Source organism: Alteribacillus sp. HJP-4, from assembly GCF_042139015.1.
GTDB lineage: Bacteria > Bacillota > Bacilli > Bacillales > Marinococcaceae > JBHIKY01.
This window is the reverse complement of sequence record NZ_JBHIKY010000022.1, coordinates 33,621-56,287: the sequence shown is the minus strand read 5'-3', so window position 1 is coordinate 56,287 and position 22,667 is coordinate 33,621. Positions and strand designations below refer to the sequence as shown.

Genomic DNA, 22,667 nt, shown 5'->3' with positions numbered 1-22,667 from the left:
TGCTTTCAAACATGTTGGTTATCAATAATTAAGAATACTTGCACGCTTATTTAAAAGTAATATTAACTATCTTCCGTATCGTGCGTTGAATCATAAATTGAGAAGTTGATTACACAAAAATAAACATAACAATAAACATGTTGATGTCATTTTCTATAGAGCCCAGGTGATGTTTGGAATAGGGACATTTAAGGTAGATAGAAAAATTAGAAGCTGCCCCCAAAAGGAACAGCTCCCATCATACTTATATAAACAGGTTAATATTAGAGTCCTCTGCTTCGGCCAGATAAGATGCGACTCCCGCGTACTCGAGTCCGTCGATTAGTTCTTCTTCCTTTAAACCCATGACATCCATCGACATCGTACAAGCAACCATTTTTACATCAAGCTCCTGTGCCATTTCAATCATTTCTTTCAACGAAGACACATTATGGTTTTTCATCATCTTTTTCATCATTTTCGGACCCATACCTGCATAGTTCATTTTCGAGAGACCGAGCTTTTCGGGTCCGCGCGGCATCATTTTCTCAAACATTTTTTCCATGAAGTTTTTTTTGCTGCCACTGATAACATTATCCTTACGGAGAACATTCAGCCCCCAGAAGGTAAAAAACATCGTTACCTGTTTTCCCATAGCGGCAGCGCCGGTCGCAATAATAAAACTAGCCATCGCTTTATCTAAATCCCCGTCAAAGACGATCATTGTTGCACGTTCTTTTGGATCTGCCATTTTATTGCCTCCTTACCCTTTTTGAATCCAAAATGATAGAATTCCATTGTTTTTTTCTTGGTGCACAAGGTCATGTCCGGAAGATTTTGCCCATGCGGCCATATCAGCTTCAGCACCTTTATCAGTGGCACGCACCTCTAAAATCTGCCCAGTTTCCAGCTGATCCATTTCTTTTTTAGTTTTAACAACAGGCATCGGACATGCCAGTCCTTCTGCATTTAGTACTTTATCGCTTTTCATAGATACCTCTCCTTTTAATAATTTATCCGTTTTTAAGACACCGCACAGCGGTTCGGTCCGATTTCCATTTCGGACTGCTCTTCTTCCGCCGGTGCAGCTTTTCCCATATTGGTCTGCCGTATTTCTTCATAGGCATGTGGCTGGCGCGGAAGATTTTTTGTTACAGTCTCCCGAAATATTTCTTCATTATCGACATTCAAGCCGTGATTTTTCTCATATAACTCTTTTAACGGAGCCATCACACGTCCTTTTTCATCCAATTCTTCTTTTTTCGAGAAATGCGCAGGCAGCACGATCAATTCCCTATCCAGGTCGGCGTAACGGCTGTAGAGAGTCTTACGCAAATCACCCGCCCAGTCCTCTGCTTTACCAGCCAGATCAGGGCGGCCGATTGAATCGACAAATAAATTGTCCCCGGTCAGTAAAAATTTGTTATCTACAATAAACGAGGTGCTTCCAATTGTATGGCCTGGCGAATAAATAGCCTGGATCTCAATGGATGCCTGGCCGACTGTAATGGTATTTCCATCTTTAAGCGGATGATATGAAAAGGTGACTTCTTCGGCATCAGCGTGAGGCAGCCAATAAGACGCATGGAACTTCTCCGCCAGCCTCCGTCCCCCGGAAATATGATCTGCATGAAGATGCGTATCGACAGTGTGCTTTAATGTTACTTGTTTTTCGTTGAGAAATTCAGTATACGCACCGGTCAGACGAACAGGATCTATAATAGCTGCTTCTCCATCAGATAAGATAGCGTAGGAGAGACAGCCTTTTCCAATACGGACAAATTGGTATAGTTCACCGCCATTTAATTCGCCAATTTTCACCGGTTCAAGATGCTCACTCCACGTTTTCATGCCACCTTCAAGATAATAGAAACGACGGCCCGTTTGTTCGGCCAGCTGCTCTGCGACAAATTTAGACGAACCTTCTTTTGCACAGACAACAAGCACATCTTTATCGCCGGGCAGCGCGTCAATGATCTCTTCTACTCCATCAAGTAAATCGAAATACGGTTTATTAATAATCTCGACGCTTTTCCCTTCCACTTTCCAATCAGTAAAATCTTCTTCATTACGAACGTCCAGAATAAACAGGTCTTTCTGATTCATGACTTTTTCTGCTAATTCCTTTGCTTTCATTGGCTGGATACACATCTCTTTTTCCCTCCTGTTTAATTATTGACCGTCTTCTGTTTCTCCGTCCCATTCGGACATTCCAGGCTTTACGTTAATCACTTTGTCGAATCCGTTGTCCTTCAGCATATGAGCGGCCATGCTGCTCCGGCTGCCGGTTCTGCACAACACGTAGATTTCTTTATCTTTATTTAGCTCATTTATTCTTGCTTCAAGTTCGCCAAGGGGGATTGATACAGCACCTGGTATGTGAGCGAAACTATATTCTGCTGGTTCTCTGACATCCAGAATAATAATTTCGCTATTACCTTTCTTTTTATTCAGTTCTTCGTTTGAAGCTTCGTTCGGAAATGCTTCCATTTCTTTTGTCTCCTCCGGATTGGATTTTCTTAAATAATGATAGAGAACGTCTCCCTCTTCATTAGAGCCGATATATTCATGTCCTGTGGTTTTCGCCCAACCTTTTAAATCAGCGAGAGAGCCTCTGTCGGTAGCCTGTACTTCAAGAACCTCTCCTGCTTCTATTGCTTCAATCGCTTTTTTTGTCTTTACAATCGGCATCGGACATGCCAGACCTTTTGCATCAAGTGTATGATTTACGGGAATGTTCATGTTTCATATCCTCCTTTTATACCTGATGGGGTATAATTTTTGTAAAAAATATATACATATACCTGTAAGGGTATATTAACTAATAAATGGTCCCAGGTCAACATTTTCTTAACCTAACATATCAAGCCAGATTTTTATCGCTGTTCCAAGTAGTAGTGCTGCTAATATCCATTGCAGAATTTTAGTGTTGATTTTTTTTCCAACCATCACCCCAAGCGGAGAAGCAATTAAGCTTGCGACTACCATTACTACTGCTGGAATCATTAATACCTGGCCGGTTGCCACCTTTCCCGCCGCTGCCCCTATGGAGGAAATAAACGTAATTGCAAGTGATGTGGCAATAGCCATCCTGGTTGGAATTTTTAATATTACAAGCAGGATAGGCACTAAAATGAACGCCCCGGCTGCCCCAACAATTCCTGCACCTAAACCGACAAGAAAAGCTGAACCTGCTGCAATTCCCTTGTGAAATGTTACCTGTTCGTTAGAAATATTATCGTTTCCTTTATTAGGAATAAACATCATGATAACGGCCAGACTCGCAAGAATAACATAAACAAGGTTTACTCCGCCTTCACTCATTAAATTCGAGCCAAAGGCACCAATTAAGCTGCCCAGCAAGATGCTGACTCCCATATAAGTGATAAGTGTTTTATTCAGGTACCCGCCTTTCCGGTAGGCCCAGACACCACCGAAAGTTGCAAAAAAGACCTGTACCGCGCTGATGCCTGCCACCTCATGAGGAGTAAAAGCTGAAAGACCAATAAGCGGCGGGATGTACAGCAGCATCGGGTACTTTATAATCGATCCACCTATCCCCACCATTCCAGAAACAAATGATCCAATGAATCCAATGAAAAATAGGACGATGATGAACAACACGTCTACTTCCATGTCCTCCTCCCTTCTATTCAAAATATACACATACATGCATCGGTATTATAATTTGATAAAAAAAATCTAAATGCCTTTGCCAAGTAATTCAATCGCTTCTTTTACTAATTCAGAAGAATCTTCTCCTTTCTCCGCTTGCTGGCGGATACATTCCTCTAAATTCTGTGCAACGATAAATGTAGATGCACGGTCGAGAGCAGCTCTTGCCGCAGACAGCTGGTGAATCACATCTTTGCAGTCCTTTCCTTCATTCATCATTTTTTGAACACCACGCACCTGCCCTTCCACACGTTTTAATCGATTTTTCGTTTCGACAGTATATTCCATCTCACAACCTCCTCGCAGGATTATTTGCAAAAATACATATACATCATGGGGTATAATCTTGTATTTAATGATTCGTCAAGATGATGAGTCTTTTAAAAAATATATTAAAGAGGCTGTATCAAAAGACATTTTTAAAAATTTTAGTCCCCGCTCTGGTGGTTAAAATCACACCAAAACAAGTTATCCCTTACTACTTTTATAGTGATACGGGATTATTTTTGGGATGAAGTTAATAGATTATCATCTTTTGATACAGCTCTTTTTCCTGTTTCCTTTAAAAAAAATCGCCTCTTTCGGTATAATGTAGTCACCACAACCCATTAACGAAAGAAGGCGATTTTTATGAGTAACCTAACGATCACTTTCCAAGATTATACCATGAATCAGCCGTTTTTTTGATACGTATCAAGAAGGCGGGCGTCCATGGTATTTTAAGTTAAGGGCTTTTGATACAACCCTTATCAATTTCCCTTATTTTAATTGTTTCATGTGAAACATTTCTGCTTATTTATTTTTCAACTTTAATAAACGTAGACTGTTCAAGGTAACGATAAGTGTCGCTCCCATATCGGCAATTATCGCAATCCAAAGAGTAAGCCAGCCTGGAATCACAAGCAATAATGCGAATGCTTTTAGGCCGAGGGAAAAGGCAATGTTTTGTTTAATGATGACCAGTGCCCTGCGGCTCAAATTTATGGTGAACGGTAATTTTTCCAGATCATCACCCATTAACGCAATATCGGCTGTTTCAAGAGCTGTATCTGTCCCCACTCCCCCCATTGCAATTCCGACTGTACTGCTTGCAAGTGCCGGAGCATCATTGACCCCATCTCCCACCATCGCTGCCTTTTTGTGGTTCGCGGCCAGTTTTTTCATAAACGAAACCTTATCCTCCGGCAATAGATTTGCCTGAATAGAAGATACCCCAATACTGCTTCCAATTGCCTGTGCCGTTTCTCGGTTGTCACCTGTCAGCATAATGGTTTCTTCTATCCCCATATCATGAAGAGCTTTAATAGTGCGGGCACTTCCTTCCCGGACTTCATCCGCCACAGAAAAAAGACCGGCTAACCTGCTTTCGCTTCCCAGCAGAAGTACGGTAGTTCCAAGTTTTTGAAAATGTTCTATTTGTTTTTCATATTCGGAATTCCACCATGCTGGCTGCATATTCTTAAAAAGCTCCGGACTGCCGATGTAATAAACAATTCCGTCAATCGTCCCCTTGACTCCTTTTCCAGTTATAGAGCGAAAATTTTCTACTTCCACAATCTGAAGATCGATTTTTTCTTGTGCGGCTTTTGTCATGATCGCAGCTGCTAACGGATGGTTAGAGTTTTTTTCAAGGGCAGCTGCCAGTGTAATAGCTTCTCTTTCATTTTCCGCAGCCATTTCAATGACAGCAGGCTTTCCTTTTGTCAACGTTCCCGTCTTATCAAATGCCACTGCCTTTAATGCGCCTGCCTCTTCTAAATAGGCACCGCCTTTGATCAATACTCCATGCTTAGCTGCGGTACCAATGGCCGTCACCACTGCAACTGGAGTGGAAATAACTAGAGCACAGGGGCAGCCAACTACAAGCACAGCTAATCCTTGATAGAGCCATGGCTGCCATCCAGCCGAGAATAGTAATGGTGGGACAGCTGCTACAAGAATCGCCGTGAGAATAATAGCAGGCGTATAATATGCAGCAAAACGATCTACAAATGCCTGAGACGGAGCTCGTTCCTGCTGTGCTTCTTCAACTAAATGAATTATTTTTGCAAGTGTTGTATCCTTTACATGTTTCGTTACCTTTACTTCTAAGACGCCTTCTTCGTTCATTGTACCGGCAAATACATTGTCTGCCATCGTTTTTTCTACCGGCATGGATTCACCTGTGATTGCGGCTTGGTTAATAGTTGAGTGCCCTTTAATAATCTCTCCATCCATCGCTATTTTTTTGCCGGGTTTTACGATGAGAGTATCGCCAATCTTAATACTATCGACCGGGACTGTCAGTTCCTCACCGTTCCGGCGAATCAACGCTTCTTTTGGACTGAGCTCCATAAGACTGCGTATGGAGTTTCGTGCTTTATCCATTGAATAACGCTCGAGTGCTTCACTGATCGCAAACAATAAAACGACCACGGCCCCTTCTCCCCATTCACCGATCGCTGCAGCACCAATTATAGCTATTGTCATCAGAGTTCTCATATCAAATTTTAACTGAAACAAATTTTTCAAACCTCTAATAAATAAAGATCTTCCTCCAATGACCATGGATGATAAATAAAAGAAAACAGTAAGCAAAGACTTTTCTCCTGCCGCCATGTGGGTCATAAAAGCAGTTATTAGGAGAATAATAGAGATAAATAAGGAAAAATGCCTTCTCCAAAATGGCTCTGATTCTTCTTTGAAAGCTTGATTTTCCGGAACCACTTTCAAATGTTCAAAAGCTCCTGCATTTTCTAATTCTTCAATCGTGGCGCTGCCGGTAATAGTTATTTTTGAAGCTGCAAAATTAACAATTGCTTCTTCTACGCCTTCCAGGCGCAGCACATTCTTTTCGAATGTTTTGGCACAGCCCGCTCACGTAAAGCCTTTTATTCGAAACACTTGTTTTTGGTCATTATTGTGCTGCATGACTATCTGTCCTTTTTTGGTGAGGCATCATTGCCATAGAAAGTATTTCTTTCACTTGCTCATTATCAAGGGAATACCAGACCAGCTTTCCTTCTTTTCTAAATTTTAACAAACCGCTTCTTCTTAGAGATCGCAGATGGTGGGAAGCATTGGCAATTGGCGATTTGAGCAGATACGCCACATCGCACACACAAAGCTCTTTTTCTAGCGTTAAAGCCTGCAATATTTTCAGTCTGCTTGGCTCCGCTAGTCCTTTGAACAGTATCGACATCAGCTCTGCCCTCTCATGATCAATCTGCTCGTGAATGGCTTTTATTTTCTCAGGATCATAACAGGTGACCTCACATACATCCTGCTGCTTATTCATTTTCCACACTCCAATCATTCAAATGTTAATTTGATTATAACATTTAAATATATGTTTGAATAATCATATTATGAATTCCGAATTCAACACAAAAAAGCATAACCCTGTATAGGTTATGCTTGCTGCACTTTAAATTATGGCTGGTCGGGGTACGTTTTTTTGAGGAAATCAACAGACTGGCGAATGAGGTCTAGTACCTCCACATCAATATCATCAAGTTTGTTTATATATACACATGCTTTTCCGGTAGTATGCTTTCCGAAATTCTTCAGCAGAAATTCTCTATCCGGGTCTCCCGTGGCAAAATATAAGCTGATTTTGGCTTTTCGAGGAGAAAAGCCAACAAGAGGAGCATCCCCTTCGTGACCGGTTGGATATTTATAATGGTACGATCCAAAGCCGATAATGCTCTGGCCCCACATTTTCGCTTCATGACCTGTTGTTTCTTTAAAGATATCCAAAAGCTTAAAGGAATCCTCTCTTTTTTTCGGCTGTTCCACCTCTTCAATAAATTCTCTTACACTATAATTGTTTTCTTTTGTTTTTTGTTCATACTTAGCGCCAGCTCCTTTGTAAACTATACCAAACAATAAGAAATCTTTTAGTCGAATAATGAATTCCTAGATAATATTTTTCCCTGATTTTACATTGGTTGCTTCAACGAATAGTAAAATACCCCTAAACATTTTTTCTACTCCAGTTACCCTCATTCCACTTCGTTCGATAAGTTTAAGTAAATTGCGTTTCATTCAATATTGCTAAAATATATTATTACTCTTTAGCCGTGTAGTAACCAGCAATTTAAGGGTATCAAAAATGAGAAAAACGTTTATAAAAGTTTAAAAAAGCATAACCTGCAGTGTATACAGAGTTATGCTTGTAATCTTAACGTATTCATTTAATTAATGGCGGAGGAGGAGGGATTCGAACCCCCGCGGGCCGTGAAGCCCCTGGCGGTTTTCAAGACCGCTCCCTTCAGCCGGACTTGGGTACTCCTCCGTCTGTTGTTTTTGGCTGACAAAGAATATAATATCACATGGAAATAGGAATGACAAGCACATTTCCCGTTTCACAAAAAAATTTTTTAAAATAATGATAGGACGGCAATCCAGCTGGAACTGCCGCCCTTAGACCCTTTTTCACTCTATTATTTTTAACGCTGGCTGCTTTTCGGATCAAAGGCATCCCGAAGGCCGTCCCCGATAAAGTTAATCGCAAGCACAGTAAGTAGGATGGCCATTCCCGGCGGCACCCACGCTTCCGGCGCCCCCTGCAGGACTCTCATGCTTCTTGCTTCATTTACCATGTTGCCCCACGTCGGTGTCGGCTGCGGCACACCTGCGCCGATAAAGCTGAGCCCAGACTCTAAAATAATCATTGTAGCCATCATAACTGTGGCGTTAACGATTATCGGACCGACCGCATTCGGCAGGAAATGCTTCGTAATAATACGCCAGTCAGAACACCCGACAGAACGGGCCCCTAGAATATATTCCTTTTCCCGCAGAGATAAAAACGTTCCCCGCAGAATCCTGGTGATGTTTGGCCACGTCGTGATGGAAATGACGATAATAAATAAAGTAATGGTAATGTTTTGGACAATCGCAATAACGGTTAGTACAAAAAGGATAAATGGAAGTGTCAGCATTACATCAGCAGCACGCATGATAATACCGTCAACAATTCCACCATAATAGCCGGCGATCGAGCCAAGCAGGACTCCAATCACCAATGTACACAGCATTGCGAAAAACCCGATAATTAATGTAATTCTCGACCCATAAACTAAACGGGCGAAATTGTCTCGTCCGGATCCGTCTGTACCAAGCCAGTGATCAGAGCTTGGCGGCTGCATGACACTCAAAAGATCTGACTTGGTAGGGTCCTGATCTGTCAAAAATGGAGCAAATATAGCAACCAATGTAAAAAATACGAGAATCACAATTCCGGCAATTGCCAGCTTATTTTTCATGAATCGTTTCATGGCAAGTTTTAAAGGACTATGTCCATGTTTTTTCTTAGCATCCGCAGTCATAGCTGCCTGTTGATTTTCCACAATGTTCACCCCTTAATCGTAACGAATTCTTGGATCGACGACCGCATAAAAGATATCAGCCAGGAGGTTCCCGACAAGGATGGTCACCGATAGAATGAGGTTAATTCCCATGATGACGGGGTAATCACGATTGACGATCGAGTTAAGAAATAATGTTCCAAGTCCCGGATAGTTAAAAACAGCTTCTGTAATAACGGCCCCGCTCAGCAGCATTCCAAATTCAAATCCGAGCAGTGTAATGATTGGAATTAATGCGTTTCGAAGCGTATGTTTATAAAGTACACTTCTTGAACCCATCCCTTTCGCTTTGGCTGTACGGATAAAATCGCTTCCCATGACATCAAGCATTTCACTTCGCATATAGCGCATGTAAATAGCTGTACTTGAGAGTCCGAGCGTCAGTCCCGGAAGCACCAGGTGCCTGAGTCTGTCCAGAAAATATTCAAAGCCTTCAAGCCCTACGGAAGAGACCGAACCCTGAGATGGAAATATACTGATTTGAAAAGCAAAAAAGTAAATGAGCAGCAGCCCTGCAAAGAAATTAGGTGTCGCAAGCCCTAAAAATGCAAAGGTGGTAGCTCCATAATCAAGCGTGGAATACGGCTTTTTTGCAGAATAAATACCAATTGGCAGCGCCACCACCAAGGTGACAAACAAGGCAAATACCGATAACGACAAAGTATTATCCACCCTCGATAAAATCAGCCCCTGCACCGTCCGGCCATTGTAGTGCATGGAATCCCCAAGATTGCCCTGTACTACAGATCCAACCCAATTAAAGTATTGTACATGAAACGGATCATTTAATCCCATCGCTTCTCTTCTCTGCTCAAATACTTCCGCATCTATGTTCGGATCAATTTCTCCAGTCAAAGGATCTCCGGGAGCTAGATACGCCAATAAAAATACAATAAATGAGACCGCAATCAGCATAGGGATAAAAAGTAGGATCCTTCGTACGATGTATTTATACATAATGTTTTATCCTCCTACTTGCTAAAAATAAACAGAGCATATTCTCTTTAGTAAAACCGCAGTGACAGAACGTCACCGAAGTTTTGCTAAAGTAATATTTTTTGAAAAAAGGACGTATGGCAGGTCTGACCATACGCCCCCTTACTATTTTAAGGCTTATTCTTGATTCAGCCACCATTCATGAGAATTGTCTACAATGGTATGCGGCTTTCTAGTAATACCATGGAGGTTTGCATTATGAGCAAATACGTTGTTTTCGGAATACAACGGAATTTCCGGCAGTTCTTCAGAGAATAACTGCGCCCACTCTGCATACTTTTCTTCACGGTATTCAGTTTCAAATGCATCAGGAGCCTTCATGGCTTCTTCAATCAGCTGATCACTTTCTTCATTTTCCCAGCGCAGATAGTTGTAAGCAGCATCCGATTTATGAATGCCGGATGGATCCGGATCTCCGGAAGAAAGACTCCAGCCTGCAAGATACATATCCCAATCGGTATCGTTCTTCTCTACCTCTTCAAAGTGAGCTGCTGCTTCACGAGGGTTGCGCAGATTCACTTTTAAGCCGACTGCTTCCAGGTTTTCCTGGATGATCGGTGCAGCTTGTTCACGTACAGCATTTCCTGTCGGATAGTCCAGATTTAGTTCGAATTCTTCGCCATCCGGGTTTTCGCGGATGCCGTCATCGTTTGTATCCTCATAGCCTGCTTCGTCAAGAAGCTCGTTCGCTTTTTCTTCGCTGTACTCGTATTCATTTACTGCATCTGCATTGAACGCCCAGGAAGCTTCCGGGAATGGAGCATTTAATACTGCCCCGCTTTCATACATTAAACCGTCGATCATACCCTGGCGATTAATAGCGTGGGCAATAGCCTGACGCACTTGCTTGTCCTGCACCTTTTCATTTGGTTCCCATGAATCGGAATCCGTCGGTGAATCGTCCGATCCGTGATGATGTTTAAAGCCAAGGTATTGATAGCCAAGATCCTGCATTTCGAATGTAACAATATTATCCATACCTTCTACAGTTTCTTTATCTGCTTTCGGAACACCGCCAGGATCTTTTACAAGATCAAGCTCGCCGTTATCGAACATACCAGTCATGATCTCCTGGTCGATAACCTGCCACTGAATGCGGTCGAGATGCGGCTCTCCCTGCCAGTAATCTTCATGCTTGTCTAAGATATACTGCTCGCCGTCCTGCATATCTGACAGTTGGAATGGACCGGTACCAATGACTTCTCCTGCATTAATAGAGGCAGAGTGCTCCGGCATATCTTCCACTGCTACATCTCCAAAGATATGTTCTGGAATAATAGGAAAGCTGGTATTAAATAGTCCGGTAACATTCGGCTCTGAGAATGTAAAGGTTACAGTGTAATCCCCGTCAGCCTGAACGCCTTCAAGCTCATCCGCTTCTCCGCTTTGATACTCTTCAAAGCCTACAAGTTTGTTTACGTAATCGATCCGTACCCCGCCGGAGTTAACATATTCAGGGTCAGCAATAGACGTATAAGTAAAGACAACATCCTCCGCTGTAAATTCTTCTCCGTCATGCCATGTGACGCCTTCTTCAAGTGTGTATGTCAGTTCTGTCTGATCATCATTGAATTCCCATTCAGATGCCAGTTCTGGAATAAATTCTAATTCATCGTCCTGGGCTACGAGTGCTTCATGAGTAAAATCCAGAACATTCGCTTCATATGCATCTTCATAAAAGATAGGATTAAACTGGCCGCCCGGAGCGGAATACATCGCAGCTGTGATGGAGCCGCCGTCCTGAGGCTCACCGGCCGCTTCTTCATTTTCTGCAGCTTCTTCTTCACTGGTGCCAGTCTCTTCTTCAGAGCCGGAACCATCTCCTTCTCCCTCTGTTTCTTCGCCTCCGCCGCTGCATGCCGCAAGAACCAGACCGAAAGAAAGCAATGCAATCAAGAGAAACAGCAAACTTTTCTTCTTCAAAATAAAAACCCCCTTGGATAATTAAGAACTAAATGTAAAGCTGAGTTGGTGCAGCCGCGCTGACGTTCACCCCCCATTCGTAATAAATAAAATTTAATGCAGCGGTCTTTTGACAGTGCCATCTTCTTCCGTGTACAAGTGGCAGGCAACGTAATGCTCGTCTCCCATATCAGTCAGCTCCGGCCGTTCTGCTTTACAACGGTCATGTGCTTCTGGGCATCTAGTATGAAATGGACAGCCTGTAGGTGGATTGGACGGGCTCGGCATGTCCCCCTCAAGCTTAATTTTTTCACGCTTCTTCGTTACATCCGGCTCAGGCACAGCTGAAATAAGTGCTTTCGTGTACGGATGAAGCGGCTCTTTATACAGGGAACGCTTTGGTGCAATTTCAGCAATCCGCCCAAGGTACATCACCGCTACGCGATCACTGATATGCTTTACTACACTCAGGTCGTGGGCAATAAACAGATATGTTAAGTTAAATTCCTTTTGAAGCTGACTCATCAAGTTCAATACCTGCGACTGCACAGATACATCGAGCGCGGAAACCGGCTCATCCCCGATAATAAATTTCGGCTTCGTGGAAAGGGCACGGGCAATCCCGATGCGCTGCCGCTGCCCCCCGGAAAATTCATGAGGATACTTAAAACGGGCTTCTCCCCCAAGACCAACCGTTTCAAGCAGTTCCACCACCCTTTTCTTTCTTTCATCCTTTGAAATTTTCTCATGAAGCAACATCGGCTCTTCTATCAGCTCTCCTACGCTCATTCTAGGATTTAACGAGCCGTACGGATCCTGAAAAATCATCTGCATATCCTTGCGGGACGACCGTACTTTACGCTGGGAGGCAGTGGAGATATCTTTTTCATCGAAAATAATCTGTCCCTCAGTCGGATCAATCAATCGTAATATCATCCGCCCTAACGTCGATTTACCGGAGCCTGACTCTCCGACTACCCCAAGAGTCTCTCCCTTGTATATGTTAAAAGAAACGTCGTCTACAGCTTTTACGTGCCCGACAGTACGGCGGAGAATTCCACCTTTAACAGGAAAATATTTCTTAACGTTTTTAACCTCGACAAGCTTTTCCTTATTCTCCGACAAAGCAGACGGCGGTGTATTGGTTTTTGTCTTTTCATTGATGACTGTCATGTAATACGGCCCCCTCATCGGTATACAGAATGCAGCGGACATGATGCGTAGGTTCATCCTCAATTAAGTCCGGCACCGCCTGTATGCACGCTTCCATGGCGTGTTTGCACCGTGGTGCAAACCGGCAGCCGTGTGGAAAGTCATGGGCTGGAGGAACAGTACCTTCAATTGATTCCAACGTTTCTTTTTCATCTTCTATTTTTGGCATACTTGCAAGCAGGCCCCTTGTGTACGGATGCTTTGGTTTTGTAAACAACTCGCTGGCCGATGCTTCTTCTACCACCTGCCCGCCGTACATAACCAGCACGCGGTCTGCTACCTCTGCAACCACACCAAGATCATGCGTGATAATTAAAATCGCAGAGTTGGTTTTTTCCTTCACATCGAGCATCAGATCAAGAATCTGGGCCTGAATGGTCACATCTAAAGCGGTGGTGGGTTCATCTGCAATCAGAAGTTTAGGGTTGCATGCCATCGCAATTGCGATCATTACCCGCTGCCTCATGCCGCCGGACAGTTGATGCGGATACTCTTTAACTGTGTCTTCCGCTCTTGGGAACCCAACCAGCTTTAAGAGTTCTATCGCTTTTTGATTTGCCTCTTTTTTCTTTAGACCCTTGTGCTTAATCAAGGGTTCGGCAATCTGCATTCCGATAGTAAACACTGGATTAAGTGAAGTCATCGGCTCCTGAAAGATCATGCCGATTTCGTTGCCGCGCACCTTTGTCATCTGCTTGTCCGATAAATCCAATAATTGTTTGCCTTCAAGCTTTACAGAACCTTCTACAATTTTGCCGGGCGGCTCAGGGATCAGTCTCATTATCGAGAGCGAGGTAATGCTTTTTCCACTCCCGGACTCTCCTACTATTGCGACTGTTTCCCCGTTATAAATAGAAAAATCTACACCGTCGACTGCTTTAGCGGTTTTCTTGTTGTCTAATGAAAAATATGTCTTTAACCCTTTTACTTCAAGCAGCGCTTCCTTACCCATGAACACACCTCAATTTTTCAGAATACTTAAAGTCAAGTGAAAAATTCGTATAAATATTTTGAAGATAAGAAATTTTTAAAAAGTTCAAAAACTATGGTATGACGTATGAAAAGGAATCTTTGTACTGCTTTAGTTCTACGTTGACATCAGCACTTAATATCCCATCAATTTGTGCTAATTCTTTGTTCACAAAGTTAACAAGGTCCTCGTTACTTTTAAAATAAGCCTGTATAATTAAGTCATGCCTGCCGGAAAAAGCTCCGACAAAGCGGACCTCAGAAAATCTCTGCAGGCTCCTGGCTATTTCCTCCTGCTCTCCCAGCTTCGTAGAAAATCCGATAATAGCCTGAACTTCTAAACCTACCTTATTCGGATTCGTATGTATGATAAATTCAAACACACCATTATTCAGCATTTTATTGATCCGGGTCCGGACAGTGCCTTCGCTCACTTCAAGGTACCTGGCAATTTCACTATAGGAGCGTTTACCGTTTTCCTGAAGGTAACCAAGAATCAACAAATCGGTTTTGTCTAGATGATCCATTGAGCTCACATCATTTCCATTTTTCTAGTCTCTTCCGAATCCCTTTAATAGTTACGAAAGTATTAATGTTTAACGAAATCCATTGTAAATTTCGTAAAATTTTTAACGTTATTTAAGATTATTATAAGTAATAGATTTAATTATTGCAATATTCGTTTTCATATTTTTCTATTTTTTATGACATTTTTTCTCACTTTGGTAGAACAACATGAATACCTGTTCATTTTGAATGATATACTGAAAGCGTTTACAATTCAATGTTTTTTTCATTTTTTTCAAAAAAACAAGGACTTTCCATCTGGAAAATTCCCTGTTTTTGAAATTTGTATTATTTTTTTGAAGTAATTCTTTTTTTTCTGCCCATATATTCCTGTAGAACTTCTGGAACAGCAATGCTTCCATCCTCCTGCTGATAGTTTTCCATAATAGCAGCGACGGTTCTTCCTACCGCAAGGCCGGAGCCGTTCAACGTGTGCACGAATTCTGTTTTGGATTTCTGGTCTCGTTTAAAGCGAATATTGGCACGCCTTGCCTGAAAGTCTTCAAAATTACTGCAGGAAGAAATTTCTTTATAATCCTCATAGCTTGGCAGCCACACCTCGATGTCATATTTTTTGGCTGCTGTAAAACCGAGATCGCCACTGCACATATTTAGGACGCGATATGGCAATTTCAGCAGCTGCAGGACTTTTTCCGCCTGGGCCGTTAATTGCTCAAGTTCTTCGTAGGAATTCTCCGGCTTCACAAAACGAACGAGCTCTACTTTATTAAACTGATGCTGTCGAATCAATCCGCGAGTATCCCGTCCGGCAGATCCCGCTTCAGAACGAAAACAGGCGCTGTAAGCAGCGTATGCCAGTGGAAGCTCTTCCCCTTTTAATATTTCATCTCGGTGCATGTTGGTTACCGGTACTTCCGCAGTCGGGATTAGAAAATACTCCTCCTCGCGGATTTTAAATGCATCTTCTTCAAATTTTGGAAGCTGTCCGGTACCTGTCATGCTGTCACGATTTACCATGTAGGGGGGCAGTATTCCTTCATATCCATGTTCGTCCTCGTGAAGATCCATCATGAAATTAATCAGGGCGCGCTCAAGCCTGGCTCCCGCTCCTTTATAAAAAGCAAATCGACTGCCTGTCACTTTTGATGCCCGTTCAAAATCCATGATATTTAAATCAGACGCGAGATCCCAGTGAGCTTTTGCATCAAAGGAAAATTCAGGAATTTTACCCCACTTTCTTATCTCTTCATTATCCGTTTCATCAGCGCCATATGGAACGCTTTCATGCGGGATATTAGGAATGCTGAGCAACAGCTGATGTAAATCTGCATCTACCTGGCGAAGCTCTTCGTCAAGACTTTTAATTTTTTGAGACACGTTTTTCGTCTCATGAATTAAATGATCCGCTTCCTTTTTCTCCCTCTTCAGCTGAGCTACTTCCTGTGATACATTATTGCGGCGCTGTTTTAGTTCCTCTGTTTCTTGAATCAGCTTACGCCGCCTTGTATCTTTTTCCTGAAAGGTATCCAGTTCGCTGATATTTTCCCCGCGATCTTTTAATTTTTTCTTAACCTCGTCGAAATTACTGCGCAATTTTTTTACATCGAGCATTGTTTTTCCTCCTTCATTTCATTTACTTTTATAAAGAAATACTTAATCAGGACCAAATAGCGAATACCATAGCTGTTCTTAACTTTCATCCATTATTAAAATTAAAATTTTTTTAAAGGAATTAAAAAAACCCTCATCCCCAAAATGTTCAGGGACGAGAGTTAACCCGCGTTGCCACCCAGTTTGCAGAATTACTGCCACCTCGGATCCATTAACGGGGATAAAGCGGAGAAAGTTATGCTAAAAAAAGCTTCCCTTTCTCACTCCGGACCGGATTCAGACTGGGCCGCAAGCCGGTTCGCACCAACCACCGGTTCTCTGTAATACGGATAACAGCCTTACTAATGTCCATCTATGATTTTATTTATTAAGTTGCAGCAAGAGGCTGCTCAGTAGATTCAAGCGATTCCCTTACCAGTTGTACAAAGTATTGATGAAAGCGAATATCAGTTGTTAATTCTGGATGAAACGAGCAGGCAAGCAGATTGTCCTGCCGGGCAGCTACAATTTCCCCGTTATACTCTGCCAGAATTTCTACACGTTCTCCGACATTTTTGATAAGTGGTGCCCTAATGAAAACTGCTTCAATGTCCTCAGCCACTCCCAGTACAGGCAAGGTTGTTTCAAAGCTTTCCCGCTGGCGGCCGAATGCGTTTCTTTCCACTTCCATATCCATTACCTGCAAGTGTCCCTGGTCCTGGCCACTTATATCCTCAGCCATTAAAATAAGACCAGCACAAGTACCGAACATTGGTTTACCTGAAGCTGAAAATTCCTTCAGCGCTTCAAAAAAACCATATTTATCTACAAGACGGCGCATGGTGGTACTTTCCCCGCCAGGGAAGACAAGTCCGTCCAAATCATTCAGCTGTTCTACGCGCTTTACAATAACTACTTCACAATCTGGAGCTTGGAGACTTTTTACATGTTCTCTTACCGCCCCCTGTAATGCGAGTACGCCAATTTTCATCATGTTAATGCCTCCTTTTCATTATGCTGCTTATGAAAGGAAGCTTACCAGCCACGATCCTGCATTCTTTCAGAAGGATCGAGAGTGGAAATTTCCAGTCCTTTCATCGCTGTGCCGAGACCTTTGGACAAACGCCCGATCAACTCATAATCCTCATAGTGAGTCGTAGCTTCTACGATGGCACGGGCAAATTTTTGAGGGTCGTTTGATTTAAATATTCCAGAGCCGACAAAAACACCATCAGCACCGAGCTGCATCATTAATGCTGCATCTGCAGGAGTTGCAATTCCACCTGCCGCAAAGTTAACTACAGGCAGGCCTTCGTTGGATTGAATATCAAGAAGCAGATCATAAGGTGCTCCAAGATTTTTTGCTTCCGTCATCAGCTCATCTTTGGACATACCGATAACCTTTTTAATTTGTGCCTGCACCATTCTCATGTGACGCACTGCTTCAACGATGTTTCCAGTGCCGGGCTCGCCCTTTGTACGGAGCATGGACGCGCCTTCACCAACACGTCGCAGTGCTTCACCAAGGTCGCGGGCTCCGCATACGAACGGTACCGTATATTGACTTTTATCCAGATGATATACTTCATCTGCCGGAGTGAGTACTTCACTCTCATCAATATAGTCGGCTCCTAACGCTTCTAAGACCCGCGCTTCAACAATATGCCCGATTCTTGCCTTTGCCATAACCGGTATAGATACAGCATTCATCACTTCTTCTACGATAGAAGGATCCGCCATGCGCGCGACCCCGCCGGCAGCACGAATATCTGCAGGGACACGCTCCAGCGCCATCACTGCAACTGCTCCTGCTTCTTCTGCGATTTTTGCCTGCTCTCCATTGACTACGTCCATGATGACGCCGCCTTTTTGCATTTCAGCCATCCCGCGTTTTACTCGATCTGTCCCTCTGTCTGCCATCTGTCCATTCCTCCTGCTAATATCCATAATATCTCTTATCGCCTGCTGCATTATACGTCTGCGCAGACGTAGTAGATTTTTATTCTGTGTTATATTGTACCACTTAGCTGGTCGTGAATAAAGTATGGTAAGCTCCTGTCAAGCAAAAATTTGGGCTTAAAATAATCCTTTGACAAAACCTGCTGCATTATCCCACACATTTCCAAAAAATACCCCTATTCCTCTCATAGAAAGAGTGAACCAGTCAGCTTTTTCGACATCTTCATTCAATACGAGAGGCACCTTGTTACCTTCAGCCAATGATTCTGTCAGATATTCTTCATCCTCCGAGGAAACAGTGATGGTCCCAATCTTGTCTCCTTTTTTGAGAGGTGCTTCAAGTTCTCCCTCTTCATTCACTAGTTCTTCGTTTAATTTCACATTCGTTTCGATAGAATCTTGTTCTCCATCTCCAATCAGTAATGATAAACTCTCGCCTGCAGAAGCAGAAACAGAGTCTTCCTTTCCTTTTGTTACAGGAAAAGAATCGTAGTTGTCAATGGCCTGGCCTTCTGTCACTAATTCTTCTGACGCGTGGCTGTCAAAGCCGTAATCGAGCAGCTTAGCTGTTTCTTCAAATCTCGATTCGCGTGTGTCTGTTTTCATGACAACGGATATATAACGCATATCATCGCGTTCAGCCGTGCCGGTAAAAGCATTGCCGGCCATGTCAGTAAAACCTGTTTTTAAGCCGTCTACTCCTTCATATTCATTCGATCCACCTGGAAGCATCCAGTTCCAGTTTTGCATTTCTATATAATCTTCTGTATCTTCTTTAAATACTTTTTCACTTACGCTTGTGGTCTCCAGTATTTCAGGAAAATCCTTTAATAAATGATAGCTTAAAATTGCCGTAGATCTTGCAGACATCATGTTCTCTTCATCTGCACCTGTTCCCTCCGGATGATTTCCATTTAACGATTGGTTATTCAGCCCGGTGGAATTCACAAATTCATAATCTTTCATCTCAAGCTCTTCTGCTTTTTCGTTCATTAGAGCTACAAATTCTGTCTCTGTTCCTGCAATATGTTCAGCAAGCGCTATTGTTGCGCCATTAGCTGAATAAATAGCTAGTGCTTCATATAATTCTCTGACCGTATATGTTTCATCCTGGCGTAAAGGAACATTTGAAAGACTGGTTTCAAGCGACAAATTCCGCACATTATCACTAATTTCGACTTCATCTTCCCAGGAAATATCTTCATTTTGTATTGCTTCATGAATGATATATTCCGTCATAATTTTTGTCATGCTTGCCGGTGGTAATATGACATCTATGCTATCGCCATAAACAACTTTTCCTGTTTGAGCATCCACAAGAATCGCCGCCTTGGCATCCAATTCTGGTTCTTGAGCTTCTGCATTCGTTAACGGAAAAACAAGTGCCGCACCCGCAATTAGAGCCGCTGCTCCCATTTTTATGTTTTTCTTAATCAATCTTTTCCGCACCCCCATAATTTCTTGCACACAAAAGATATTTTATCACAACCGGACGGAAAAAAATAGGTAGTACAATTCACTATTATTTGAACAATTTCCCGGGAAATGATTATTGTAAAAAAATCGGCTTGGAGCCAAATCGAATAACCGAAGCCATAGCTTTTTTATTTACTGGTAAGTTACATGAGAGATGGTATAAAAGAGTTGTTCATTCCTGCGCAAACTCACTTGTCGCAGGATTGATATTAAGTACTAAAAAGGGGCTGTATCATAACTGATACTCGCCCCTTTTGCATGGTAAAAAAAAGCAGTGGACAAGTCCTTCGCTTTCCGTGGGCAGCGCTTCAGCTAACCGGGCGAAACCCACGCCCGGCGGATCTTCAGCCGCTGCTCTTCCCACAGGAGTCTCGGACTTGTCCCCTGCTATCTTCTATTTAGGATACTACTTTTTCTATAAAAAGGGGCTTTTGCTACAGCCCCCTTGTTATCATTTGTTTCTTCAGCTGTAATTTGGAGCTTCCTTCGTAATCTGCACGTCATGAGGGTGGCTTTCTCTTAGTCCTGCGTTAGTAATCCTTGTAAAACGAGAATTCTCGCGCAAAGACATCAAATTTTCCGTGCCGCAATAACCCATTCCTGCTCTTATTCCGCCAAGCAGCTGATGGATCGTATCCGAGAGCGGACCTTTATATGGAGTTCGCCCTTCTATTCCTTCCGGCACAAGCTTCTGATTATCTTCTTGGAAATAACGGTCTTTACTTCCTTGTTCCATTGCAGCCATTGAGCCCATTCCGCGGTACACTTTAAATTGACGCCCCTGAAAAATTTCCCGTTCTCCCGGACTTTCAGATGTCCCAGCAAGAAGACTGCCGAGCATAACTGCGTGTGCTCCTGCTGCAAGTGCTTTTACGATATCTCCGGAATATTTAATTCCTCCGTCCGCAATGACAGGTACATTATACTTAGCTGCTTCGGAAGCACAATCATAAACAGCAGTAACCTGAGGAACGCCAACTCCGGCGACAACTCTTGTTGTGCAGATAGAACCTGGGCCGATGCCGACCTTTACGACATCCGCGCCTGCCTCAATTAAATCCCTGGTGCCTGCTGCAGTGGCCACATTCCCTGCTACTAAAGTGATATCTGGAAAAGCAGAACGTATTTCAGTAATTTTATCAAGTACACCTTTAGAATGACCGTGGGCGGTATCAATGACAATCACATCAACCTCAGCCTTCACAAGGGCTTCCACTCGCTTTAGAGAATCATTTGTGACTCCGACAGCAGCTCCAGCAACAAGCCGGCCGTTCTTGTCCTTTGCTGAGTGAGGAAATTCAATTACTTTTTCAATATCTTTGATTGTAATAAGTCCCTTTAACGTCCCATTATCTTCAACAAGCGGCAGCTTTTCAATTTTATGCTTCTGCAGGAGTTTCTCTGCTTCTTCGAGAGTGGTTCCGACTGGCGCCGTGACTAAGTTGGAGCTTGTCATCACATCTTCAATTTTAATAGAATAATCTTCAATAAAACGCAGATCACGGTTTGTGAGGATACCGACAAGCTTTTGAGCTTCATTAACGATCGGAACACCTGAAATACGGAATTTACTCATTAAGTGTTCAGCATCAAATACCTGTCTGTCCGGCGTTAAAAAGAAAGGATCAGTAATGACACCACTTTCAGAACGTTTTACCCGGTCCACCATCTCCGCTTGCTCTTCAATAGATACATTTTTGTGAATAATCCCAAGGCCGCCTTCTCTGGCAATCGCAATTGCCATTCCTGCTTCCGTTACAGTATCCATGCCAGCACTGATAATCGGTACATTCAAACCTATCTTTTCTGTCAGTGTTGTTTTAACAGAGACTTCCCGCGGGTGTATTTCTGAACGTGCCGGAATGAGCAGGACATCATCAAATGTTAATCCCTCTTTTGCAAACTTATCTTCACGCACCGTTATCCTCACCTTCCTAAATAATAATTAATGTAAAACTGTTTATCCTAAACGTGATACAGCTGTTTCTAACGAATATTTTCTCATATCTTATCATTTTTCTGGCAATACCACGAGTAAAAGGAATAAGTTTAAACTTTCCGAAAAATCAAAACCACAAAAATTAGAAAGGGCGGGGATTATATGGGCGAAATAAAATACAATTCCTCTCTTTCACTCCTTTTTTTGGAATCTGGAGAGCTTGTACATGAAAATTTGCTCGTTCAGTATAAGAAATTAAAAATTTCGGAAGCAGAACGATTCGCTTATCGAAATGCTTCCGTGATTCACTCAGAATGGAAATTAGGAATGATTTTCTGGAACGAAGGCCAGTGTGCTCCACTTCCAACCAAGCCATTGCTTTTATTTTACGGGCTTTCTCATTTTCTTAAGGCAGCTGCCCTGTATCATGATCCCCATTACCCCTCTTCCTCAGAGGTGCTTGCACACGGGATTACTACAAGAAAACGAAAACGAAGGGATTACAGCTTTCTGCAGGATGAAATAAAAGTACAAAAGAATGGCTTTTATCCTTATTTTGCAGCTTCAATGTTTCACATGAAACATCGGATCGGTGAAAGCTGGGCGATGAGGGATATGTTAGTGGAATTTTCTAAATTGCTTCCTGTTTTTATATCATTGCCGGCGGATAGGCAGCCTCCGAAAATCGATTTAAATGAAAAATCACTCTTAATTTCAGCAGCGCTTTCTCTAAAACAAAAACAGGCCTTATCCGCCTGGTTAACAAAAGACGAACGCACAGTGCTCGGTATTACTGAAACAAAGGGGATGTGCCGTGTTCATATCAGTAAACCTGTCTCCTCTTCGTTATTTCTCAATGATAAAGGTAATTATTATCTGAACTATTCGATGGATCGGATTCATCTTCCTGAATTATGCATGCATTATTGCCTTTTGTTTAATCTCAGCATTCTCTGCCGATACGAAGCGGAATGGTGGAGCGATTTCATTCATCATCAGGAAAATCCTGATTTTCCAGTTATTCGTTATTACATGAATACAATAACTGCAGAGGTCCCTCGATTGTTTGAGCCTTTATTTCAATGACTCTC

Annotated in this window: 21 protein-coding genes, 1 tRNA gene and 1 other annotated feature; of the genes, 1 reads left to right on the top strand and 21 read right to left on the bottom strand. The window is 42.7% G+C overall.

All coding sequences use genetic code 11. The features are described from left to right. Positions 1 to 244 precede the first annotated feature (244 nt). The 21 genes from ACE4RR_RS16950 to guaB all read right to left on the bottom strand — a co-directional run bounded on the left by ACE4RR_RS16950 (position 245) and on the right by guaB (position 21,555). Positions 245 to 730, bottom strand: a complete 486-nt coding sequence (locus ACE4RR_RS16950) for a DsrE/DsrF/DrsH-like family protein (RefSeq protein WP_375536624.1) — start codon at positions 728 to 730, stop codon at positions 245 to 247. 12 nt (positions 731 to 742) lie between these two features. Further along, a complete protein-coding gene (locus tag ACE4RR_RS16945; protein WP_375536623.1) occupies positions 743 to 970 on the bottom strand; it encodes a sulfurtransferase TusA family protein in 228 nt (75 codons plus the stop codon). Positions 971 to 1,002: 32 nt separating this feature from the next. Then, the gene (locus ACE4RR_RS16940) at positions 1,003 to 2,130 is read right to left on the bottom strand and encodes an MBL fold metallo-hydrolase (protein ID WP_375536622.1); all 1,128 of its coding nucleotides are present in this window, start codon (positions 2,128 to 2,130) and stop codon (positions 1,003 to 1,005) included. A 21-nt stretch (positions 2,131 to 2,151) separates the two neighbouring features. Continuing rightward, a complete protein-coding gene (locus tag ACE4RR_RS16935; protein WP_375536621.1) occupies positions 2,152 to 2,721 on the bottom strand; it encodes a sulfurtransferase TusA family protein in 570 nt (189 codons plus the stop codon). Positions 2,722 to 2,829: 108 nt separating this feature from the next. Beyond that, positions 2,830 to 3,615: a sulfite exporter TauE/SafE family protein gene (locus tag ACE4RR_RS16930; RefSeq protein ID WP_375536620.1), complete on the bottom strand. Its 786-nt coding sequence runs from the start codon at positions 3,613 to 3,615 to the stop codon at positions 2,830 to 2,832. A 66-nt stretch (positions 3,616 to 3,681) separates the two neighbouring features. After that, positions 3,682 to 3,942: a metal-sensitive transcriptional regulator gene (locus tag ACE4RR_RS16925; RefSeq protein ID WP_375536619.1), complete on the bottom strand. Its 261-nt coding sequence runs from the start codon at positions 3,940 to 3,942 to the stop codon at positions 3,682 to 3,684. Positions 3,943 to 4,446: 504 nt separating this feature from the next. Then, the gene (locus ACE4RR_RS16920) at positions 4,447 to 6,564 is read right to left on the bottom strand and encodes a heavy metal translocating P-type ATPase (protein WP_375536618.1); all 2,118 of its coding nucleotides are present in this window, start codon (positions 6,562 to 6,564) and stop codon (positions 4,447 to 4,449) included. Continuing rightward, positions 6,551 to 6,931 (bottom strand): ArsR/SmtB family transcription factor, encoded by a 381-nt coding sequence (locus ACE4RR_RS16915; RefSeq protein WP_375536617.1) that lies wholly within the window; start codon positions 6,929 to 6,931, stop codon positions 6,551 to 6,553. Before ACE4RR_RS16915 ends, ACE4RR_RS16920 begins: the two co-directional genes overlap by 14 nt. A gap of 134 nt (positions 6,932 to 7,065) precedes the next feature. After that, entirely contained in the window at positions 7,066 to 7,521 is a 456-nt protein-coding gene (locus tag ACE4RR_RS16910; RefSeq protein WP_375536616.1) for a DUF1801 domain-containing protein, read from the bottom strand. Between the two features lie 316 nt (positions 7,522 to 7,837). Then, positions 7,838 to 7,930: transfer RNA gene (locus ACE4RR_RS16905), tRNA-Ser, on the bottom strand. A 154-nt stretch (positions 7,931 to 8,084) separates the two neighbouring features. Continuing rightward, complete coding sequence (gene opp4C / locus ACE4RR_RS16900; protein ID WP_375536638.1) at positions 8,085 to 8,966, bottom strand: oligopeptide ABC transporter permease; 882 nt, start codon at positions 8,964 to 8,966, stop codon at positions 8,085 to 8,087. A 33-nt stretch (positions 8,967 to 8,999) separates the two neighbouring features. After that, positions 9,000 to 9,962, bottom strand: a complete 963-nt coding sequence (locus tag ACE4RR_RS16895; protein WP_375536615.1) for an ABC transporter permease — start codon at positions 9,960 to 9,962, stop codon at positions 9,000 to 9,002. 156 nt (positions 9,963 to 10,118) lie between these two features. Continuing rightward, positions 10,119 to 11,924 carry a peptide-binding protein gene (locus ACE4RR_RS16890; RefSeq protein WP_375536614.1) on the bottom strand — a complete coding sequence of 602 codons (1,806 nt, stop codon included), beginning with the start codon at positions 11,922 to 11,924 and terminating at the stop codon, positions 10,119 to 10,121. Between the two features lie 93 nt (positions 11,925 to 12,017). Next, a complete protein-coding gene (locus ACE4RR_RS16885; RefSeq protein ID WP_375536613.1) occupies positions 12,018 to 13,076 on the bottom strand; it encodes an ABC transporter ATP-binding protein in 1,059 nt (352 codons plus the stop codon). Further along, the gene (locus tag ACE4RR_RS16880; RefSeq protein WP_375536612.1) at positions 13,060 to 14,067 is read right to left on the bottom strand and encodes an ABC transporter ATP-binding protein; all 1,008 of its coding nucleotides are present in this window, start codon (positions 14,065 to 14,067) and stop codon (positions 13,060 to 13,062) included. Before ACE4RR_RS16880 ends, ACE4RR_RS16885 begins: the two co-directional genes overlap by 17 nt. Positions 14,068 to 14,158: 91 nt before the next feature. Beyond that, positions 14,159 to 14,611, bottom strand: coding sequence for an Lrp/AsnC family transcriptional regulator (locus ACE4RR_RS16875; protein ID WP_375536611.1), 453 nt, complete (start codon positions 14,609 to 14,611; stop codon positions 14,159 to 14,161). A gap of 328 nt (positions 14,612 to 14,939) precedes the next feature. Then, the gene (gene serS / locus ACE4RR_RS16870) at positions 14,940 to 16,223 is read right to left on the bottom strand and encodes a serine--tRNA ligase (RefSeq protein ID WP_375536610.1); all 1,284 of its coding nucleotides are present in this window, start codon (positions 16,221 to 16,223) and stop codon (positions 14,940 to 14,942) included. A gap of 147 nt (positions 16,224 to 16,370) precedes the next feature. After that, positions 16,371 to 16,587: a binding site (T-box leader), on the bottom strand. Between the two features lie 3 nt (positions 16,588 to 16,590). Beyond that, positions 16,591 to 17,196: a pyridoxal 5'-phosphate synthase glutaminase subunit PdxT gene (pdxT, locus tag ACE4RR_RS16865; RefSeq protein ID WP_375536609.1), complete on the bottom strand. Its 606-nt coding sequence runs from the start codon at positions 17,194 to 17,196 to the stop codon at positions 16,591 to 16,593. 41 nt (positions 17,197 to 17,237) lie between these two features. Continuing rightward, positions 17,238 to 18,122, bottom strand: coding sequence for a pyridoxal 5'-phosphate synthase lyase subunit PdxS (gene pdxS, locus ACE4RR_RS16860; RefSeq protein ID WP_375536608.1), 885 nt, complete (start codon positions 18,120 to 18,122; stop codon positions 17,238 to 17,240). A 156-nt stretch (positions 18,123 to 18,278) separates the two neighbouring features. Next, the gene (locus ACE4RR_RS16855; RefSeq protein ID WP_375536607.1) at positions 18,279 to 19,598 is read right to left on the bottom strand and encodes a D-alanyl-D-alanine carboxypeptidase family protein; all 1,320 of its coding nucleotides are present in this window, start codon (positions 19,596 to 19,598) and stop codon (positions 18,279 to 18,281) included. Positions 19,599 to 20,100: 502 nt separating this feature from the next. Then, positions 20,101 to 21,555 (bottom strand): IMP dehydrogenase, encoded by a 1,455-nt coding sequence (gene guaB, locus ACE4RR_RS16850; protein ID WP_375536606.1) that lies wholly within the window; start codon positions 21,553 to 21,555, stop codon positions 20,101 to 20,103. Between the two features lie 183 nt (positions 21,556 to 21,738). Here guaB and ACE4RR_RS16845 point away from each other — a divergent pair, with 183 nt between their 5' ends. Further along, complete coding sequence (locus ACE4RR_RS16845; RefSeq protein ID WP_375536605.1) at positions 21,739 to 22,662, top strand: YaaC family protein; 924 nt, start codon at positions 21,739 to 21,741, stop codon at positions 22,660 to 22,662. Positions 22,663 to 22,667 lie beyond the last annotated feature (5 nt).

Bases quoted from the DNA above. Each gene is read 5' to 3' on its own strand.
- ACE4RR_RS16935 (WP_375536621.1), bottom strand. From the start codon at position 2,721: ATGAACATTCCCGTAAATCATACACTTGATGCAAAAGGTCTGGCATGT.
- ACE4RR_RS16950 (WP_375536624.1), bottom strand. From the start codon at position 730: ATGGCAGATCCAAAAGAACGTGCAACAATGATCGTCTTTGACGGGGAT.
- ACE4RR_RS16915 (WP_375536617.1), bottom strand. From the start codon at position 6,931: ATGAATAAGCAGCAGGATGTATGTGAGGTCACCTGTTATGATCCTGAG.
- ACE4RR_RS16880 (WP_375536612.1), bottom strand. From the start codon at position 14,067: ATGGGTAAGGAAGCGCTGCTTGAAGTAAAAGGGTTAAAGACATATTTT.
- ACE4RR_RS16930 (WP_375536620.1), bottom strand. From the start codon at position 3,615: ATGGAAGTAGACGTGTTGTTCATCATCGTCCTATTTTTCATTGGATTC.
- pdxT (WP_375536609.1), bottom strand. From the start codon at position 17,196: ATGATGAAAATTGGCGTACTCGCATTACAGGGGGCGGTAAGAGAACAT.
- ACE4RR_RS16845 (WP_375536605.1), top strand. From the start codon at position 21,739: ATGGGCGAAATAAAATACAATTCCTCTCTTTCACTCCTTTTTTTGGAA.
- opp4C (WP_375536638.1), bottom strand. From the start codon at position 8,966: ATGACTGCGGATGCTAAGAAAAAACATGGACATAGTCCTTTAAAACTT.
- ACE4RR_RS16885 (WP_375536613.1), bottom strand. From the start codon at position 13,076: ATGACAGTCATCAATGAAAAGACAAAAACCAATACACCGCCGTCTGCT.
- ACE4RR_RS16895 (WP_375536615.1), bottom strand. From the start codon at position 9,962: ATGTATAAATACATCGTACGAAGGATCCTACTTTTTATCCCTATGCTG.
- ACE4RR_RS16940 (WP_375536622.1), bottom strand. From the start codon at position 2,130: ATGTGTATCCAGCCAATGAAAGCAAAGGAATTAGCAGAAAAAGTCATG.
- ACE4RR_RS16925 (WP_375536619.1), bottom strand. From the start codon at position 3,942: ATGGAATATACTGTCGAAACGAAAAATCGATTAAAACGTGTGGAAGGG.
- ACE4RR_RS16945 (WP_375536623.1), bottom strand. From the start codon at position 970: ATGAAAAGCGATAAAGTACTAAATGCAGAAGGACTGGCATGTCCGATG.
- serS (WP_375536610.1), bottom strand. From the start codon at position 16,223: ATGCTCGATGTAAAAAAATTGCGCAGTAATTTCGACGAGGTTAAGAAA.
- pdxS (WP_375536608.1), bottom strand. From the start codon at position 18,122: ATGGCAGACAGAGGGACAGATCGAGTAAAACGCGGGATGGCTGAAATG.
- ACE4RR_RS16875 (WP_375536611.1), bottom strand. From the start codon at position 14,611: ATGGATCATCTAGACAAAACCGATTTGTTGATTCTTGGTTACCTTCAG.